Genomic DNA, 18,139 nt, shown 5'->3' with positions numbered 1-18,139 from the left:
GGGCGTCGAAGTCAGCCCGGGTGGAGGTTTGTCGGCGCAATCGTGTAGATGCGCGCGTCGCCCATCATATGAGCCCGGAAGCTCGACCAATCGAAGAGGTTGCGATAAGCGCGGTCGAGTACGTTCAAGGTACCAGTGAAGGCGCCAAAGGCCGGCATCACGAGACGCCTGCCATCCCCCGCGAAACAGCGTCGCCGCACCGAGCGGCCACGCTGTACGATGCGCGCGCCGGGATGAAGATGTCCTGCGATCTCCCCGGCAACGGAAATGAGCGTCGGCTCGTGGCGGAAGGTGAGCCCTCCGAGCGCGATCTCTGTCACGCTTTCACCGCACACACCCTTCGGCGCATCGGGGTCATGGTTTCCCGTGATCCAATACCAGTCACGGCCCTTCTGCATGGTAGCCAGCGCTTGGCGGAACGGCTCGGGCATGCGCGCCGCGCCGCCCCCGTCATGAAAGCTGTCGCCGAGGCTGATCACCGTTTGCGGGTCAAAGCGCTCCACCACCTGGCTGAGACGCGCCAACGTGGTTGCGGTGTCATAAGGAGGAAGGAAGGATCCGCGCCGCGCGTAGGAGGAGCCCTTTTCGAGGTGGAGGTCGGACACAACGAGCAGCGACAGGTCGGCGAACCACAGGGCACCCGAACGGTCGCAAAGGCCCTGCTGTCCCGCAACGCGGATCCGTCCGGCGGGCGCTGGCGCCCTCATGGTTTCGTTTCCGTCCAACCGGACCCCATCGCGTCTTCAACGAGGTCGTCTTCCGCCTCGGCAAGCAGCATCTCGTTGGCTTCGCCGTGGACACGCTCCCGGCCGATCTCCATCATGATCGGCACGGCCAGCGGCGAAATCTGTTCGAGGTCCTTATGCATGATTCGTCCGCGGATGCGCGACAGCATTTCGCCTAAACGCCGGATGTCGAGCAGTCCCGTAGCGGCATCCTGACGGGTCGCCTGCAGGAGGATGTGGTCCGGTTCATGGCTGCGCAGCACATCGTAGATCAGGTCGGCCGACACCGTGACCTGCCGCCCGGACTTTTCCTGGCCGGGATGACGTTTCTCGATCAGCCCTGAAATCAGCGCGCAATTGCGGAACGTACGCTTCAGCAGATAGGACGACGCCATCCAGTCCTCGAGGTCGTCGCCAAGCATGTCCTCGTCAAACAAGTCGCTGAGCTTCGGCTTGCCTTTTCGGAAGGCATGGCCGAGATCATCGAGGGCCCAGATGCCCAGCGCGTAATCGGTCGCAACGAAGCCAAGCGGGTTGAGCTTGGCGCGCTCGAGCCGCTTTGTCAGAAGCATGCCGAGCGTTTGGTGCGCGGCTCGCCCCTCGAAAGGGTAGATCATCATGTAGAACCGGTTGCCGCGTGGAAACGTCTCGATCAGGAGATCATTGGCGCGGGGGACGACGGATTTTTCCGCCTGCAAGCGCAACCAGTCTGCCACCTGGTTCGGCAACTCCTTCCAACGGTCCGGATCGGCCAACATGCCGCGCACCACTTCGGCCAGATAGGTAGTCAGCGGAAACTTGCCGCCACCATAATATGGCACTTTCGCATCCCGGTCGTTAGCCGGCGAAACGTAGCACTCGTTCTCGCGAATTCCATCGAAACGCAGCACCTTGCCTGCAAACAGGAAGGTGTCGCCGGCGACCAGGGTTTCGAGAAAGGCTTCCTCGATCTTGCCGAGCGTCATGCCGCCGCGCGCGGGACCGCGCCGTCCGCTGCTGGTGTAGCGGACATTCAAGGCCGGCACTTCGATGATCGTGCCGACGTTGAGCCGATATTGCTGCGCAAAGCGCGGATGGCTGATGCGCCAAAGCCCCTCCTTGGTTTGCCGGATCTTGGCGTAGCGCTCATAGCTCTTCAGCGCGTACCCGCCGGTTGCGACGAAATCGAGCACACGGTCGAACTGGTCGCGCGGCAGATCGACATAAGGCGCCGCACTACAGACCTCGGCATAAAGCACATCGGCATCGAAAGGTGCCGCACAGGCCATTCCAAGGATATGCTGCGCCAGCACATCCAAGCCGCCGTCGACCAGCGGGGGCGTGTCCTGCGCCCCCAGGTAGTTCGCTTCCAGTGCCGCCTCGCATTCCAGTACCTCGAAGCGATTGGCCGGCACGAGGATCGCCTTGCTGGGCTCATCCATGCGGTGGTTGGAGCGGCCGATGCGCTGGGCCAGCCGGCTCGCCCCCTTCGGCGCGCCGACATGGATCACGAGATCCACGTCGCCCCAATCGATGCCGAGATCGAGCGTAGAGGTCGCAACGATGGCGCGCAGGCTGTTTGTTTCCATGGCCTTTTCCACGCGCCGGCGCTGCGACACGTCGAGCGAGCCATGATGGAGCGCGATCGGCAGCGTTTCGTCGTTGATGCGCCACAGTTCGGAAAACAGCATCTCGGCCTGCGATCGCGTGTTCACGAAAAGGAGCGTGGTCTTGTGATCCTTGATGGCCTGAAGAACTTCGGGAATGGCATAACGACTGGTGTGTCCGGCCCAGGGAACCCGCTCTTCCGACTGGAGAATGGTGATGTCAGGCTTCGCGCCGCCCTGCACGGTGATGACATCCGCCATCTCTTGGAGGTCGTTCTGGCTCACCAACCAGCGCCGTAGTTCGTCCGGTTCAGCCACCGTGGCCGAAAGGCCGATCGCCTGGAGATCGGGTCGTAGCTTGCGCAGCCGCGCCAAACCCAGCGACAGCAACTGGCCACGCTTGGACGTCACAAGCGAATGCAACTCGTCAAGGACGATGTAACGCAGGTCGGCAAAGAACCGATCCGCGTCAGGAGATGCAATGAGCAGCGCCAACTGTTCCGGCGTGGTGAGGAGAATATTAGGTGGCGCGAGCTTCTGGCGCTGTCGCTTGAACTGCGGCGTATCACCGGTCCGGGTTTCCAGCGTCACCGGCAGCCCGATCTCCGTCACCGGAGTCGTCAGGTTGCGCTCGATGTCGACGGCCAGCGCCTTCAAGGGGCTGATATAAAGCGTATGGACGCCGCGGCCCGGCTCGCCAGGTTTCTTCTTGGGCCGCTCAGCAAGGTCGGTCAGGCTCGGCAGGAATCCGGCTAAGGTTTTCCCCGCCCCGGTCGGCGCAATCAGAAGCACGGAGCGTCCGGCCTGCGCCCGCCCAAGCAGATCAAGCTGATGCGGCCGCGGCGCCCAGCCCTTCTTGGCGAACCAGCGCAGAAACGGCTCGGGCAACCGCGCCGGCAGTGTTGGGTCGAGAGGCAGGGGAACCGCGGCGGCTTTTGTCACGCGGGAAAGATAGGGTGCGGCAGCCCGCTACGCCACAGACGCTGTTGACGTTCAGCTTGGTGCTGCCACCACCACCAGCCCTTTGATCGCCTCGCCGCGATCCTGCCGGATCGTTTCGCGGGTGATCGCCCAAAGCTGCAAGCCGGCGGCGGCCAGTTCACGTTCGACATAGGCTTGCGAATGGGCGTAGCGGCGGGACTCCCTCAGCACGAGCTCGTCGCCGTCCGACACTTCAACAGAAAACACGAAGAGCCCGTTCCGCGCCAGCATGCCCGCCACCTGGCGGAAAACGGTGTCGAGTGTCCCGACATACATGAAGACGTCGGCAGCCGTGACGAGGTCGACCCACCTGCCGGCTTCCCATTCGCTGATGTCGCCCTTGATCAAGCGGTCATAAACACCGCGCGCTTCAGCCTTGCGCAGCATCTCGGCGGAAAGATCAATGCCATCGAGGCGCTCACAGATCGGCCGCAGTTTCTCCCCCATCAGCCCGGTGCCGCAACCAAGATCAACGCCATGGCTGAAGCGGGATCGGCCGCTGCCTTGTATGGCGGCCTCGATCAGCTGCGGAACGCGATAATCGAGCTTGCCGAGGAGCGAGGCATCGAAGCGGTCGGCATAATCATCGAACAGCGCTTCCACGAACTCGGCCGGCGGCGTTTCGGGGACACTGGCTTCGCCAATCAGCGCGAGCTTCAGCGTGGCCCCCAAGCGGTCGGCCGGTTCGAGGCGCAATGCCTCGCGCCATGCTTGGGCGGCCCCGCGCATGTCGCCACCCTTTTCCCGCAACTCGCCCAGGCGAAACCATCCCGCCGCCCAGGCGGGTGCGAGCTCCATGGCGGCGGCCATCAGCTCGGCGGCGGCCACAAGGTCACCGCCTTCCGCCAGCATTTCGGCATAATCGGCGCGCCGGTCGGCCAGGAGGTCACCGGAAGAAAGCGAGGCAATAACCATAGGAGTGCCTGAAACGAGGGTCGCCGCCTATGCTGTGCGGCGCAGACTTGCGCAAGGGCCTCGGCGCCACATCTAGGTGATCATGCGCGGCCATGACCTGCTTCATCCCCGACCGGAAGGGCTTTATTGCCCTCCTGGCGATTTATACATCGACCCTGTCCGGCCCGTACCCCGTGCGTTGATCACGCATGGCCATGGCGATCATGCGCGACCCGGCAACAGCGCCGTGATGGCCACGCAGCAAACGCTGGACATCATGGCGATCCGCTATGGAGCCGATTTCGCCCAAACAAGCCAACCCGCCGATTGGGGTGTGCCGCAAAAGGTCGGCGACGTCACGGTGACCTTCCATCCCGCCGGCCATGTGCTTGGCTCCGCGCAGATCGCGGTCGAGTGTGGAGGCCTGCGCATTGTGGCGTCTGGTGATTACAAGCGTCGCCATGATCCGAGTTGCCAGCCATTCGAACTGGTGCCCTGCGACATCTTCATCACCGAAGCCACCTTCGCCTTGCCGGTGTTTCGCCATCCCGACTCCAAGGCCGAGATCGCCAAGCTGCTTCGCTCCGTGCGGCAGTTCCCCGACCGCACGCACATGGTCGGTGCCTATGCGTTGGGAAAGGCGCAGCGTGTGATCCGCGAACTGCGGGACGCCGGTTACGACGAGCCGATTTACATCCACGGAGCCCTGCAGAAGCTCTGCGATTATTACGAGACACAAGGGGTGGCGCTGGGCGCGCTTTTGCCGGCGACGCTGGAAAAAGGCTCCAAGAAAGACTTTGCCGGCACGGTCGTGGTCGGCACGCCGTCATCCTTCGCCGACCGCTGGGCGCGCCGCTTTGCCGATCCTGTGGCAGCCTTCGCCTCCGGATGGATGGGGGTGCGCCAGCGTGCCCGCCAGCGCGGCGTGGAACTGCCTCTGATCATTTCCGATCATTGCGATTGGGACGAGCTTTGCGTGACCATCGAGGAAACCGGCGCAGGTGAAATCTGGGTCACCCATGGCCGCGAGGAAGCGCTTGTGCGCTGGTGCGAACTCAACGGGTTGCGGGCGCAGCCGCTTCACCTTGTCGGCTATGAGGATGAGGCGGAAGACTGATGCGCGCTTTTGCCGAACTCCTCGATCGCCTCGTCCTGACGCCGTCGCGCAACCGCAAGCTTCAGCTGATGGTGGATTATTTTCGCGCCACCCCCGATCCGGACCGCGGGCTGGCCTTGGCCGCGCTGATCGGCGATCTCGACTTCCCGTCCGTGAAGCCGGCAATCCTGCGCGCAATGGTGTCCGAGCGGATGGACCCCGTCTTGTTCGGCTATTCCTACAACTTCGTCGGGGACCTCGCCGAAACCATCAGCCTGGTTTGGCCGACCGGAAATGCAGGTGCTGGCGATGGGGTTCCGCTGGCGGAAGTCGCCCGCGAGCTCAGCCAGGTCAGTCGCTCCGATGCGCCAGCCGTGGTGGCGGCGCTGCTTGATCAGTCCACCGCTTCGGAGCGCTTCGCGATCATCAAGCTCGCCACGGGCGAGCTGCGCGTCGGTGTTTCCGCAAGGCTTGCCAAGCAGGCCCTGGCCGATCTTGGCGGCATCGAGATCAACGAGATCGAGGAACTCTGGCACGGGCTCCACGCGCCTTATGGTGATCTCTTTGCCTGGCTGGAAGGACGGGCCGACAAGCCCGTGCCAACGGCGCAGGCGCTGTTCCGGCCGGTGATGCTGTCCAATCCGATGACCGAAGCCGATTATCCGCGGCTTGATCCGAAGGACTATTGCGCGGAATGGAAATGGGACGGCATCCGCGTCCAGATCGTCGCAAGCGGCGACGCGCGGCGTCTTTATTCGCGCACCGGCGATGATAACTCCGGTTCCTTCCCGGACCTGATGAATGCGGTGCACTTCAATGGCGTGGTGGATGGCGAACTGCTTGTCGGTAGCCCAACCGGCCGCACGGCGACCTTTTCCGATCTCCAGCAGCGCTTGAACCGCAAAAGCGTGTCCCCCAAAGTGCAGGCGCAGTATCCGGTCTTCGTGCGCTGCTACGATATTCTGCAGGCCGGCGATGAGGACCTTCGCCCGCTGGCTTTCGTGGAGCGGAGGAAGCATCTGGAAGCGTTTGTGGCAGCGCTTGATCCGGATCGGTTTGACGTGTCGCGCTTCGTGCCGTTCACCAGCTGGGAAGAGCTGGACGAAAAGCGCAAGCGCCCACCGCATCCGATCATCGAGGGGATCATGGCCAAGCGCTGGGACACCCCCTATCTGCCAGGCCGCCCCAAGGGCCCCTGGTTTAAGTGGAAGCGTGATCCCTACACGGTGGATGCCGTGTTGATGTACGCCCAGCGCGGCAGCGGCCGACGCGCCAGCTATTATTCGGATTACACGTTCGGCGTTTGGACCGGCCCGGAAGACGCGCCCGAGCTGGTGCCTGTTGGAAAGGCTTATTTCGGCTTCACCGACCAGGAGCTGAAGCAGATCGACAAGTTCGTTCGCGACAATACGGTTGAACGCTTCGGCCCGGTGCGCTCCGTGCGGGCCGACACCAAAACCGGCCTTGTGTTTGAAGTGGCGTTCGAGGGGCTGAACCGGTCCACCCGCCACCGTTCCGGCGTGGCGATGCGTTTTCCGCGCATCAGCCGGTTGCGCTGGGACAAGCCATCCGCGGAAGCCGATCGGCTTGAAACGTTGCAGTCGTTGCTGGACGCGTGATCAGTCGACGGAAACGCGGATGCCGTAGATATCGACCGCCTTGCCACTGCTGGAAACGTCGCTGACGATCGTGATCGTTCCGTCCGCGCCAGGCTGTACTGCCGGCATATCCACGTCGAAGATGTAGTCGGCCTGTTCAATGGTGACGTCGTAACGTTGCCGCCCGCAATCTCCCAATTCGCCAAAGGAGCAACTGACGGAAATCTGCGTCGGCCGCCCTTCTTCGGCTTGGGCCGACACGACGAACACGGCACGTCGCCCGGCAAGTTGCTGCAGCACGGCTTGCGGCACATTGAAAGCCACCGCCGATCCCGAAGCGCCCGAGCGGATCCGCAGCAGTGCCTGTTCTCCTTCACCCACCACTTCTGCAACGGCATCACCCGGCGTCGTTACGCCACCGGGCTCTTCGGGTGAAAAAAGCACAACCGCGTTAGGGTCGTTGCGCGCTCGGCCGAGCGGCGTCGGCGCAGCACTGCTGCCGGTCTGCCCGGCTGGATCAAAACTTTCATCGTCTTGAACGGGCGAGGGGTTCGGCACCGCGCCATCGCGTTCTGCTTGCGGCACCAGCAGGCCGCTGCCGAGCGTCCACCAGGCAGCAACGGCTGCAAGGGCAACTACGGTGGCGAGAATGAGCAGCCAGGCAAACGGGCGGCGTTGCCGTCGCACCGCCCGCGTTTCGCCAACCACGGTGCTTTCGTCGAGATCGGCATCGATCCGGTATTCGTCGAGCCGCTCGGACTGGGACGGATCAACTCGCGGCGACGATGGAAACGACGAGGCTTCATCCGCCGGCGCGTCAGGTCGCGGGGCGGGTGCGATCGGCTCGCGCCGCGCGCGGAAATCCGGGTCCCCATCACCAGGCCGATCATTTGCGGAAAGCTCCACCGGTGGCGGCGTTTGGCTTGCGCCCGGAGTGGCGGCTGCGCGCCGATGCTCGCTTTCCACGCGCGTGATGATCTCCTGCAGACCGGTTCGGCGGACAGCGATCGTGCTTTCAGGGATGTTGGGCGAGGCGAGAGCACGCTCCAGCGCAGAAAATGCCGAACGATACACTTTCTCGCGAAAGGTGCTGTCGGCGGCGTTGCCTTTGTCCAGTGCCGAACGGATGGCCTTTTCGAGTGGTTCCAAGCTCGCCTCTCCGCCTGCTTTTCCGCTGATGGTTAACGCGCCTGCCGATAGGGTTCAATGGCGCGGAATGGCGGGAGCACCGGGTGTTGCGTCATTCCTGAACGATCCGCAGTGAAAATTCGGCGCGAACGTCGGGCGACACGAGCCCAGCATGGAGGGCGAGCAGAACCAGCGCGGCATCCAGACGCCCTTCAGAGTCCGTCGCGGCTTGAAGCCGATGCGACAGGAGCGCTGCTTCCTCCGGCCCGAGGATCTCCCCCAGCCGCGCTTCGCCCTGGATGCAAAAGGCAAGCAGGCTGGCAGCTTCGCGATAAGCGGCATCCGGCAACGCGGTTGCGTCGGGCGAGAACTGCTGAACGAGCCGCACGGCCGCAAGCTTGGCGCCTTCCGGAACCTGCGCGGGGTGAACGTCGCATCGCCGCAGACCTTCATCGAAAGCCCGCAGATCTGCGGAGCGCCCGAAGCGCCCAAGAAAACCGAAGGATGTTCGCCCGACCATGAGGAAGCCTTCTCTTCACCCGGGATCCCGGAATTTGGCTTTAGCCTGCTTGCTCGGCTTCGTGCAAGAAAGGCGCCCCGCTTGCATGCAGCGGCTTGAATTCCCGCAGCGTTCCGGTTATCACCCCGGCCAATCCGCCGGCTTGCCGTCGGTGCTGCCGCTTTAGCTCAGTTGGTAGAGCATCGCATTCGTAATGCGGGGGTCGCGTGTTCGAGTCACGCAAGCGGCACCACTTTCCTCTTTTTCAGTCGTCAGGTTAGCTCCAATCTGAATCCTGATTCAGCCACGGCGCTCCGTTGACGTCAGCTTTGCGCCCCTTGACCTTGCGCTTTGCCAGGCAGGCGAGGATCTCCTCGCCGCCGCCCATCAGGTCACCTGCGAAGGCTTCGCGGCGGCTGGGCCGTCCTGCCCAGCCAGAGCGCCAATGACGTTCATGTGCTCTTCTGCTCCAAGATAATGGTCATCCGCATGTTCTCGATAATAGACTTCGAGGATCGGCCCCATGGAAACCCATGCAGACGCTTTTGCACCGGCCTGCTAGTTCTTGTTCGGCCTGGACAGCCTTTGGGGCAAACCACGGAAACTGGAACGATACACGATCGTGCGGGGAGCACAGCTGGTTGCTGAAGAGGCCGGCTCGTTGAGAAACACGCTTGAAGCGCAGGTAGATGTCTATACAAGTTACTCCATCACCTCACGAAAGCGGAGATTGGCATGCGCTTCTGGAAAACCCTTGTCGCTGCTGGTCTGCTCGCAGCTTCCGGCTCTGTTCACGCCCAAGAATATCCGTCTGGTCCAGTTCGCATAATTGTGCCGTTCGAAGCTGGCGACGCGATTGATGGAACTGCACGTCTCTTGGCTGATGTCATGGCCAATGAGTTTGGCTCGCCGGTGATCGTTCAAAACATTCCAGGCGGCGGCGGTGCAGCCGGCACTGCAGAAGCGTTGCGCAGTCCCGCTGATGGGCAGACGCTGTTGATGGCGTCCACTGGCGCGCTGACCGCGCGTCCGATCCTGTCAACGTCGGGCTATCAGACCAGCGACTTCAAGCCGATTGCCAACCTCGTCGATCAGCCGATCGGCTTGGCAGTCGCGGCATCAAGCCCCTATCAGACGCTTGGCGAGTTGGTCGAAGCAGCAAAGGCCGGGACGCTGAGCTATTCGACACCGGCACCCGGCAGCACCCAGCATGTTAGTATGGCCGACTTCGCATCCAAGAACGGTCTGACGCTCAACCATGTTGGCGGGCAAGGTGGTCGGGGCGCGATCACCAAAGCGCTGACGGGGGAGGTTGATTTCGCATTCGTTGGCGCAAGCAATTACATCGGGCTTGCAGACGGAGGCCAATTGCGTGTGCTGGCAGTCGCAACCCCGGAGCGGCTGCCGTTTCTTTCGGATGCGCCGACCTTCAAAGAAGCTGGTTTCGACTTCAACGCAAGTGTCTGGTTCGGACTCGTGGTTCCCCAGCAAACGCCCGAGGGCCCGACGGAGGCGTTACGCGCGACGGTAGAAAAGGTCGCGCAGAGCGATAAGGCTACGGAACTCTACGAGAAGCTGAACTTCGAGCCAAACTACATGGCCGCGGATGCCTTCCAAACACGCATCGATGAAAGCGTGGAACAGAACCGCCGCATCCTGACCGAACTCGGCCTCGTCAAGTAAGCGGCCAGTCTCCAAGATGGTGCGGAGCGACACGCTGCTCGGAGCACTGGCTGTTATCGCCGGGCTCGCTCTTCTCTGGGCATCTTATTTCATCCCAACCAGCGGGTTTGTAACCACGCTGTCGGCCCAATTCTTTCCCCGTGTTCTTGCGGGGGTGATGGCGATCTTGGGCCTTCTTCTGCTTGCCCGGCCGCGTTCCAATACCCTGAAAAACTCCCTGGCACCGCTTGCGACCGCCCGCTTCGCCGGCTTCGTTCTTGCCACTGCACTTTACCTGATCACCTTTCCCCATACCGATTTCCGGCTAGGCACCGCACTGTTCCTCCTCGCCGGCATCATGCTGATGGGCGCGCGCAAGCCGCTGGAGCTTGTTCTCGTGCCTGTCCTCGGCGCACTCGGCATGTGGATCGTTTTTCGCTTCGGCTTCACCATTCTCCTGCCGGTTTGGATCTGATGGATCTGTCTCAGTTCGCCCAGGCAGCGCTGATCCTTGCCAGTCCGTCCGTTTGGCTGTGGCTGATCGTCGGCACCGCGCTGGGAATGGTATTCGGCGCTGCGCCGGGGTTGACGGCCACCGCCGGCATTGCAATTGCCACGCCCCTGACGTTCGGCTTCGATTTTGCTTCCTCCATGGCGCTGCTGCTTGGGCTATATTGTTCCGGCTATTTCGCAGGCTCCATACCCGCCATTCTGATCAACATGCCAGGCGCGCCCGGAAATGCGGCGACCTCCTTAGACGGTCACGCGCTGGCGCGGCGAGGAAAGGCCGATCTTGCTCTTTGTCTGGCGGTGATCGGCTCAGCGATGGGCGGCTTCCTTTCTATCTTGGTGTTAGCCTTCGCTGCGCCAACACTTTCCTCCTTTGCGTTGCGCTTCACCTCCGTAGAATATGCCGTTTTCGGCATGTTTGGCCTGACCTGCATTGCCGCAATCTCTCGCGGCTCGCTTGTCAGCGGTCTGCTTGGCGCGGTGCTCGGCATGGTGCTCGGTCTCGTCGGCATCGATCCGGTTGGCGGCATGGAGCGGCTCACCTTCGGCAATTTCAGCCTGCTAACCGGAATCGCGCTGTTGCCCGCGCTGATCGCTTTCTTCGCGATCACCGAAGTGTTTGCCCAGGCTATGGCTGGTCAACACGGACAGGAGCTGCCACGCCAGGAGCAGGCCGCGCCGTTGGCTGTGTTCGGCCTCGTACTGCGCCGCTGGTGGCTGGTGTTGAAGAGCGGCGCCATCGGCATCGGCATCGGACTTTTGCCTGGAACCGGCCCGACCATAGCGTCCTGGATTGCGTATGGCGAAGCAGCGCGTGGCGACCCGAAGGTCGGCAGCAAGGACGGATCGGAAAGCGGCGTGCTTGCTTCCGAAGTCGCCAACAATGCCGTGACAGGTGCCGCACTGGTACCGCTTCTGACGCTCGGCATCCCCGGCGATACAGTGACTGCAATCCTGATCGGCGCCTTTTTGATCCAGGGAATCGAAGTGGGACCGCTGTTTATTGCCACGCATGGCCAGCTCTTCATGCAGATCCTGATCCTCCTTGCGCTTGCCAACCTGGCGATCCTGGTTGTGGGACTTGGAACACGTCGCTGGTTGCCGCTATTGCTGCGAATCCCCCAGCGCATTCTGGTGCCGTTGATCGTGGTGTTTTGTGCGGCCGGCGCGTTCTCGGTCAACAACATGAGCTTCGACGTGTTGATGATCTTGGTACTCGGCTTCGGCGGCTTTGTGTTGATGCGCTTGGGCATGCCGATGGCACCGGTGGTGCTCGGCCTTGTTCTAGGACCTATCGTGGAGCGAAACCTCCGCGATGCGCTGACCGTGCACCAGATGGACTGGTCGGTGTTCGTCACGCGACCGATCAGCCTGGCGATCCTTTGCATCACGCTGCTCGTTATCGGTGTGACGTATTGGCGGTCCCGCAGCCGGTCGCGTCCAGCGACCTGACGTTTGATCAGGTGATCGCTGGATAGTCGAGCAGCGTTGCTTCTGCCTCCCGGTCGAGCAGAAGACGATAAGCTTGCGGCGATACCCTGGCAAAGCCTTGCAGGGTTAGGATCTGCAGAAAGGGTGAGAGTTCAGGCGCCCCACTTGCGGCGAGAAACGCCTGCCGCAGTGCCTCAAGATTGCCCTGATCGAGCGCGGTTCTTGTCACCAGCGGCGGGATCGGTGTGGGATCGGTTGTGTCGATGACCCGCAGATCACGGACAAGCCCGGGTTCGTTTTGCCGCGCCAGATCATGAAAATAGCCGTCCAGAGGGGCGACGTCCACGCGGCCTTCCAGTACGGCCGCGATTGCGTTCCGCGGTGTCAGCAGAGGTCCGACACTTTCGCGGTAAAGCGCACCGCCACGGGCGTGTGGCGCAAGATGATGGCGCAGGGCATTGTAGCCGGACTGCGAGTGTTCCACGGTCCAGCCGATGCGGCCGCCGAACGTGTCTTCCAACTTACGGAAGCGGCTGCCGCTGCGGACCACGAGATCGGTTGCGTAGACTGGTTGGTTCCAGCGGCGCGGCACCGGCGCAACAACCAGCGTCGGCGCAGGAGTCGACCGGGCGAACGGGAGACCGCACATGAAAACGGCGCCCAGATCCGGGCGGGCCCAAAGCTCTTCGAGTGGAGCCGGAGCAGGATGGCGGAGCGGCTGGAGCGGAATGCCCGATCGCATGGAAACCCAGGAAAACAAGTGTTCCCAAGCGGCCTCAACAGCCGGGGAAACCGCATACATGCGGGCGTTCGCGACCAGATGCTGCGGAACGTCCATCACGCGTCACACCGCTTTGCCCCTGCCGCCTCAGGCGAAGTTGATTTCCTGACCGAGGCCCATGCGCGCCGCTTTCTTCAGCAGGGCATCGCCGAGCGCGATGTCGCTGAGGCTCAGGCCGCGATGCCAGAACAGGATGGTTTCTTCGTCGTTTTCACGGCCCGGCCTCTTGCCGGCAACGATCTGGCCGAGTTCGGCATGGAGGTTGTCTTCCGTGAGCCGGTCGGATTCCACATGCGGGCGCAGGGCGCCGTAAGGCAGGCCCTTGCGGCACTGGCCCCAGTCATCCACCACCATCTTGTCCATGATGTCGGTGAGCGACAGTTCCACGGCACTCATCGTCCCGTAATGCACGACAAAAGCGGCGGGCTTGATCCATTCGGTCTTGAGCAGTGGCGTCGGTTCCGGCAGGCGCGACGCTTCCACCACGATATCGGCGTCCCGCACGCAGCTTTCCCAATCGTCGGTCACGACGATGCGCTTGCCAAGATCGGCTTCGAGCTTGCGGGCAAAGGCTTCGCGGCTTTCCGGGCGCCGCGAATGAACACGGATCTCGTCGAAGTCGTAGAGGTGGTTGAGAAGGCGCACGTTCCAGTACGCCGTGCCGCGCGCACCGATATGGCCAAGCACCTTGCTGTTCTTGCGGGCAAGATAGCGCGCGCCGAGGGCCGTCATCGCGCCGGTCCGCATGTCCGTGATGGAGGTCGCGTCAAGCATGGCGCGCAGAACGCCAGTTTCGGGATCAAACAGATTGAGCACCGCAAGTTCGGAAGGCAGGCCGCGCTTGTAGTTGTCCACGAAGTCCCCGACGATCTTCACGCCGGCATAGCCGAGCGGCTTCACATAGCCGCGCAGGACGTTGAAGTGGCCCTTGGCAGAGTCTTCGGGGACGAGGTGCATCCGCGGCTCAATGACCGTTTCTCCCTCGCCCTGCGCCTTCAGGCCGGCTTCCACGGCCGCAAGAATCTCATCGTCGCTCAAGGCCGCCTGTTCGACGGTGGAACGATTGAGGAAGGTGAAGTTGATCGCGTCCATGTCGTCTCCGGCGGCCAGCTGGATAGAAAAGTTTGACCCTAGTTGTCTATACAAGTCCCCGCAAGCCTCGGGTTCATGCTTTGGCCGGCGAAAAGACACCGCTCAGTCGGTATCGACGGCCCGGATGCGTTAGGACGACGTGGGTTACGGGGAGTTTGTTAGCCCACGTTGTACGGATCATGCGCAGGCATGGTTCGTCACGTCCGATGTCCAGGCACCGGGCCGTTTCCTCGTCGGCCGATATGGCCTCAATCACGTGCTTGACGTCTGTCGCCGTGATGACGCGGGTCAGGAAAAGCGTGGGCGTGATCTTGGTGAAATCCTGGGCAAGGTAATCAGGCGCAGCCTGCGGGTTAACGTATCGGTCCTCCATCTGAACCGCGATGCCGTTGTCGTAGTGGACGCAGATCGTGTGAAAGACGGGGGCACCGGGTGGAACCGTCAACGCTTCTGCAGTCCTAGGTGTAGCGAGTTCTTCGCGGGCCATCCGGACTTCACAGCTGTGTTCGTGCCGCCGCTCGGCAATCTCTTCCGCAATGTTGCGGATCTCAAAGATAGAATATTCAGGCTTGGCCGGCGCCACGAAGGTCCCAACGCCTTGAATGCGCATCAACAACCCTTCACGGGTCAGTTCCTGCAGAGCCCGATGGACAGTCATGCGCGAAACGAGCAAATCTCGCACGAGTTCGTTTTCAGACGGAATGCGTTCCTCAGGCTGCCAGTGACCCAGCGTGATCCGTTCAGAGATCAAGCGCTTGATCCGCTCATACAGGGGTGCCGGAGCGAAACGCGCAAGATCGTCGCATTCTGCGGTCCATGAAGGTCTTGATCTCATCGGCACCCCCTGAGGGTCGATCTGGTAGCGCAATTAGTCGCTGTCCGGGAGAGCTAGATTTTGAACCAACCCGATGTCGGGCTCTGACATGTGCGGCTGTGCTTGAGGAGGACCATTCTCGCTTAAAGATAACTGTCCTGACAACACAGGCCGGCCTATTCACTTCGGCGGGATACCTCGACGTTGCGAGAAAGAGAGCTGAAGAAAAGCCGTCGACCTTCATCAAGCGAAGCAAAGCCCTTCCAATCCCTTGGCATTTCAGCTCAAGAAGACCTATGGCTTCCACGTTCTAGAAGAGCCTTGGTATTAGCCTCGATGACCCGACAAGACCCTCCTCAGGGTACGCAACTTATATCCCGAGCCGCCGATGTGCTGCGGGCAATCCCGCGCGGCATGCCCGGCGGACGACGCTTGCGCGACATTGCTCTTTCAACGGGGCTCGCGGAGCCAACGACGCGTCGCATTCTGATGGCGCTCATCTACGAAGGGTTCGTTGTTCAGGATGCCCAGGGGCGGCTGTACCGACTAGGGCCGCTGGCTTACGAACTGGGGCTCGCCTCGAACTTCCATGGCGAAGTCGTTGAGCTTTGCTTGCCCCATGTGCGGGCGCTTTCCGCGGACACTGGCATGACTGCGATCTTGGGCATGCGTGCCCGGTGGGAGGCCGTCGCACTCAGCCATGCGGAAGGTGAGGAAAAGATCCTCTCCCGCATCGTGGATGCAGGCGAACGCCTGCCGCTCGGGGTGGGGACGGGTGGCGTCGCACTCCTTGCCGCCTTAAGCGATGCCGAGATCGACGAAATCCTTTCGGCACCACAATATGCGCTTTGGCCAATCAGCCGCGAGGAGATCCTGGCACGCGTGGCGTTCGCTCGCGCCCATGGCTATGCCGATATCGTCGACAAGCCTTTGCAAGGGCTGCGGGGTATCGCGGTGGTGGTCGCCACCCACAAGGCCAGTCCCAGCCTCTACTTGGCTCTCGTGTCAACGCGGGAACGACTGCGCAACGAAAAGCTCAGCCAAACCGTGAGCATTCTGCGCATGACCGCCGATCGGATTGGAGCGGCGCTCGATCTGCGCTGAGAAACGCTCCTCAAACGCCTACCTGAAGCTCCACGCGGCTCAAGTCGCCGAGCTCAAAGCAATAGTGGCTCCCCGCCTCCGGAAAGGAGGTCGTAATGAGGCTGCCCGTCATCACGATCTCACCTGCGAAAAGGCCCTTCTTGCGGGCTCGAAGGTGATTGGCGAGCCAGTGAAGCACGTGCAGCGGACCGTCGAGGACGTCCCGGCCGAAGCCACGGTCAAGCTCGGCGCCGTTTAGCGTGACGACGCCCTCGAGCGCGTTTAGATCGGCTGGAGGCGAGGTCCAGTTCCCGAGAATGACGCCTGCGTTCCAAGAGTTGTCGGCAATCAGCGCCTGGACCTCCAGCAGGGTGTAGTCTGCCTTGCGATCGTCAATCAATTCCACCGCCGCAGCCACCCCATCCACAGCGGCCTGAACCTCAGCGAAACTCCAGGGACCGTTGCGAGGCGGCAAATCAGCGCCAAGCCGCGTGCATATTTCGAACTCGAGCCCGAGACGGCCGAACCGCGCGTGGGAGACCTGCGAGTTCGATGGGTAAACGCGGCTTGCCAGGATTGCACCAGCTACCGGTTGGTCGATCCCGCACATCGCCTGCATGCGCTTCGACGTCAGCCCAATCTTCCAGCCGCGGATTGCTCCGAGCCCTGATTGCTGCATCTTACGGACATAAGCATCCTGCACCGCATACGCGCTGTCGACATCCATGATGCCGTGCGATTGCGCAAAGGGAATGAAATCAGACTTGTTCGAGTGCTGATCGAGCAGCCAAGCTGCAGTTTGATCGTGGGTTTGCATCACCGCCATCCTCCTTGTCGATGCAGCCTTCCAAGTCACTCAGTGCTTCGCGGCCAAGCAACGCCAGCGTGAGGTCGATTTCGCGTCCCAGCAGCGTCAGCATTGCCTCCGCACCCTTTTGTCCGCCTGCGGTCAAGCCCCAAAGAGGCGCACGGCCAAGCATCACGGCACGCGCACCCAAAGCCAAGTACTTGATGACATCACTGCCGCGCTGGATGCAACTGTCGGCAAGAAGCGTCAGCTTGTCCCCCACAGCGTCCGCGATGGGCGGCAAGGCGCGGGCGGTCGACACCACGCTGTCCAAGTTGCGCGCCCCGTGCGTCGATACGACAATTCCATCCGCTCCTTCACGGAAGGCTTGCTCAGCGTTGTTGACGGTCAGAATCCCCTTCACAAGCAGGCGTCCAGACCAGGCACGACGCAATTCGGCAATGTCCCGCCAGCTCAAGCAGTGGTCGATCGTGAAATCCGCGGCCATGGCTGCGCGCCCCACCCTTGTGCGAAATGCCGGCGGATAATTTCCGAGCTGAGGCAGGCCACCCTGTCGAAGATAAGTCGTAAGGACTTGCAACGACCAGCGAGGGTGAAGCGCCAGATCAAGCGCGACGCGGAAGCTTGGCTGGAGCGGCGTGGTGAGACCATTGCGCAGGTTATATTCTCGGTTCGGCAGGACCGGCGTGTCCGCCGTCACCACGAGCGTGTCGATGCCGCAACCGGCGACGCGCTGCAGCAGGCTTCGCATCTGTTCCCGGTTCTTCCAAACATACAGCTGGAACCAAAGGTCTGCTTCGGGCGCCCCCGCGCGGATCGCCTCAATCGAGGTGATGGCTTGAGTGGACACGCAGTAAGGCAACGACAAGGTTTCCGCGCCACGCGCCAAGGCGATTTCGCCATTGTGCAGCACAAGGCCGGCCAGAGCCGTCGGAGCCACGATCAAGGGAAAGGGAAGTTGCTTGTTGAAAACCACGACCGAAAGGTCGCGCGTGGCGTGACCAGTCAGCATGTCGGGCCGAAATCGCAAGGCATCGAGATCCGCCCGGTGTTGGCGCGGGGCTGTTTCGTCCTCCGCACCACGATCGATGTAATCGAAAAGGAAGCGCGGGAGGCGCTTCCTCGCTTGGGCGCGATAATCGTGAAAATTCAACAGCATCCCTGTCCTCCACGGAACGCCCTCCAAGAGGAGAATTTCCACTATGCGACAACAAAGTTCAAAAAGCGATCCCACCTTTGCTAGGCGGATCCGATCCAATAAACACCGTTCAGAGGCCGGCAACAGCAAAGTTCCGCTGTGACAATCAGTAAGGACAGCTGGAGATTGAAAATCCCGCTTGACAGTCGAGGCACAACAAGTTGCAATCTTGATGTGTCACTATGTGGAGTTTAGGCAGGAGCTTGCCTCGTGCGAGCGGGGCTGGTGGACTGGTCGAGGAGGACCGTCTGCA

The 18,139-nt window shown here is 62.0% G+C and carries 17 protein-coding genes and 1 tRNA gene; 7 read left to right on the top strand and 11 right to left on the bottom strand.

From position 1 onward, the window contains the following. Positions 1-11: 11 nt before the first annotated feature. Genes pdeM through J5Y06_RS01750 form a run of 3 tightly spaced genes read right to left on the bottom strand, consistent with a single transcriptional unit; the run spans position 12 to position 4,207 of the window. Positions 12-707 (bottom strand): ligase-associated DNA damage response endonuclease PdeM, encoded by a 696-nt coding sequence (pdeM, locus tag J5Y06_RS01760; RefSeq protein WP_209333390.1) that lies wholly within the window; start codon positions 705-707, stop codon positions 12-14. Continuing rightward, complete coding sequence (locus J5Y06_RS01755; protein ID WP_342453351.1) at positions 704-3,253, bottom strand: ligase-associated DNA damage response DEXH box helicase; 2,550 nt, start codon at positions 3,251-3,253, stop codon at positions 704-706. Before J5Y06_RS01755 ends, pdeM begins: the two co-directional genes overlap by 4 nt. A 51-nt stretch (positions 3,254-3,304) precedes the next feature. Next, positions 3,305-4,207 carry a methyltransferase domain-containing protein gene (locus J5Y06_RS01750; protein ID WP_209333389.1) on the bottom strand — a complete coding sequence of 301 codons (903 nt, stop codon included), beginning with the start codon at positions 4,205-4,207 and terminating at the stop codon, positions 3,305-3,307. An 82-nt stretch (positions 4,208-4,289) separates the two neighbouring features. On the opposite strand from J5Y06_RS01750, the gene J5Y06_RS01745 reads away from it, so the two are divergent. Further along, the gene (locus J5Y06_RS01745; RefSeq protein ID WP_209333388.1) at positions 4,290-5,303 is read left to right on the top strand and encodes a ligase-associated DNA damage response exonuclease; all 1,014 of its coding nucleotides are present in this window, start codon (positions 4,290-4,292) and stop codon (positions 5,301-5,303) included. After that, positions 5,303-6,901 (top strand): cisplatin damage response ATP-dependent DNA ligase, encoded by a 1,599-nt coding sequence (locus J5Y06_RS01740; protein WP_209333387.1) that lies wholly within the window; start codon positions 5,303-5,305, stop codon positions 6,899-6,901. Before J5Y06_RS01745 ends, J5Y06_RS01740 begins: the two co-directional genes overlap by 1 nt. On the opposite strand, the gene J5Y06_RS01735 is transcribed toward J5Y06_RS01740, so the two are convergent. Together J5Y06_RS01735 and J5Y06_RS01730 are read right to left on the bottom strand one after the other, a co-directional pair. Then, positions 6,902-8,029: a hypothetical protein gene (locus J5Y06_RS01735; RefSeq protein ID WP_209333386.1), complete on the bottom strand. Its 1,128-nt coding sequence runs from the start codon at positions 8,027-8,029 to the stop codon at positions 6,902-6,904. Positions 8,030-8,120: 91 nt separating this feature from the next. Beyond that, positions 8,121-8,528, bottom strand: a complete 408-nt coding sequence (locus tag J5Y06_RS01730; protein ID WP_209333385.1) for a hypothetical protein — start codon at positions 8,526-8,528, stop codon at positions 8,121-8,123. Between the two features lie 156 nt (positions 8,529-8,684). Between J5Y06_RS01730 and J5Y06_RS01725 the strand changes: the two genes are divergently transcribed. After that, a tRNA-Thr gene (locus J5Y06_RS01725) sits at positions 8,685-8,760 on the top strand. 134 nt (positions 8,761-8,894) lie between these two features. On the opposite strand, the gene J5Y06_RS01720 is transcribed toward J5Y06_RS01725, so the two are convergent. Next, entirely contained in the window at positions 8,895-9,032 is a 138-nt protein-coding gene (locus J5Y06_RS01720) for a hypothetical protein (protein WP_209333384.1), read from the bottom strand. 210 nt (positions 9,033-9,242) lie between these two features. Between J5Y06_RS01720 and J5Y06_RS01715 the strand changes: the two genes are divergently transcribed. The 3 genes from J5Y06_RS01715 to J5Y06_RS01705 are packed head-to-tail and all read left to right on the top strand — an operon-like array spanning position 9,243 to position 12,131. Then, positions 9,243-10,190 carry a tripartite tricarboxylate transporter substrate binding protein gene (locus tag J5Y06_RS01715; protein ID WP_209333383.1) on the top strand — a complete coding sequence of 316 codons (948 nt, stop codon included), beginning with the start codon at positions 9,243-9,245 and terminating at the stop codon, positions 10,188-10,190. 16 nt (positions 10,191-10,206) lie between these two features. Beyond that, complete coding sequence (locus J5Y06_RS01710; protein WP_209333382.1) at positions 10,207-10,644, top strand: tripartite tricarboxylate transporter TctB family protein; 438 nt, start codon at positions 10,207-10,209, stop codon at positions 10,642-10,644. Beyond that, complete coding sequence (locus J5Y06_RS01705) at positions 10,644-12,131, top strand: tripartite tricarboxylate transporter permease (RefSeq protein ID WP_245247518.1); 1,488 nt, start codon at positions 10,644-10,646, stop codon at positions 12,129-12,131. The genes J5Y06_RS01710 and J5Y06_RS01705 overlap by 1 nt, the downstream gene beginning before the upstream one ends. A gap of 7 nt (positions 12,132-12,138) precedes the next feature. On the opposite strand, the gene J5Y06_RS01700 is transcribed toward J5Y06_RS01705, so the two are convergent. From J5Y06_RS01700 to hutC, 3 genes are all read right to left on the bottom strand, one after another. Continuing rightward, complete coding sequence (locus tag J5Y06_RS01700) at positions 12,139-12,948, bottom strand: phosphate/phosphite/phosphonate ABC transporter substrate-binding protein (protein WP_209333381.1); 810 nt, start codon at positions 12,946-12,948, stop codon at positions 12,139-12,141. Between the two features lie 30 nt (positions 12,949-12,978). Next, entirely contained in the window at positions 12,979-13,983 is a 1,005-nt protein-coding gene (locus tag J5Y06_RS01695) for an ornithine cyclodeaminase family protein (RefSeq protein ID WP_209333380.1), read from the bottom strand. A gap of 73 nt (positions 13,984-14,056) precedes the next feature. Then, positions 14,057-14,818 (bottom strand): histidine utilization transcriptional repressor HutC, encoded by a 762-nt coding sequence (gene hutC / locus J5Y06_RS01690; RefSeq protein WP_209333379.1) that lies wholly within the window; start codon positions 14,816-14,818, stop codon positions 14,057-14,059. 315 nt (positions 14,819-15,133) lie between these two features. Between hutC and J5Y06_RS01685 the strand changes: the two genes are divergently transcribed. Continuing rightward, positions 15,134-15,901, top strand: coding sequence for an IclR family transcriptional regulator (locus J5Y06_RS01685; protein WP_280818989.1), 768 nt, complete (start codon positions 15,134-15,136; stop codon positions 15,899-15,901). A 10-nt stretch (positions 15,902-15,911) separates the two neighbouring features. Here J5Y06_RS01685 and J5Y06_RS01680 read toward each other — a convergent pair whose 3' ends face one another. After that, on the bottom strand, positions 15,912-16,697 hold the full coding sequence (locus tag J5Y06_RS01680) for a 2-keto-4-pentenoate hydratase (protein ID WP_209333377.1): 786 nt from the start codon (positions 16,695-16,697) through the stop codon (positions 15,912-15,914). After that, complete coding sequence (locus J5Y06_RS01675) at positions 16,639-17,847, bottom strand: alpha-hydroxy acid oxidase (protein WP_209333376.1); 1,209 nt, start codon at positions 17,845-17,847, stop codon at positions 16,639-16,641. Before J5Y06_RS01675 ends, J5Y06_RS01680 begins: the two co-directional genes overlap by 59 nt. Positions 17,848-18,139: the final 292 nt, after the last annotated feature.

The sequence above is a fragment of the Tianweitania sediminis genome (assembly GCF_017813335.1).
Classification (GTDB): Bacteria; Pseudomonadota; Alphaproteobacteria; order Rhizobiales; family Rhizobiaceae; genus Tianweitania; species Tianweitania sediminis.
This window is presented reverse-complemented; position numbering and strand designations above follow the sequence as displayed.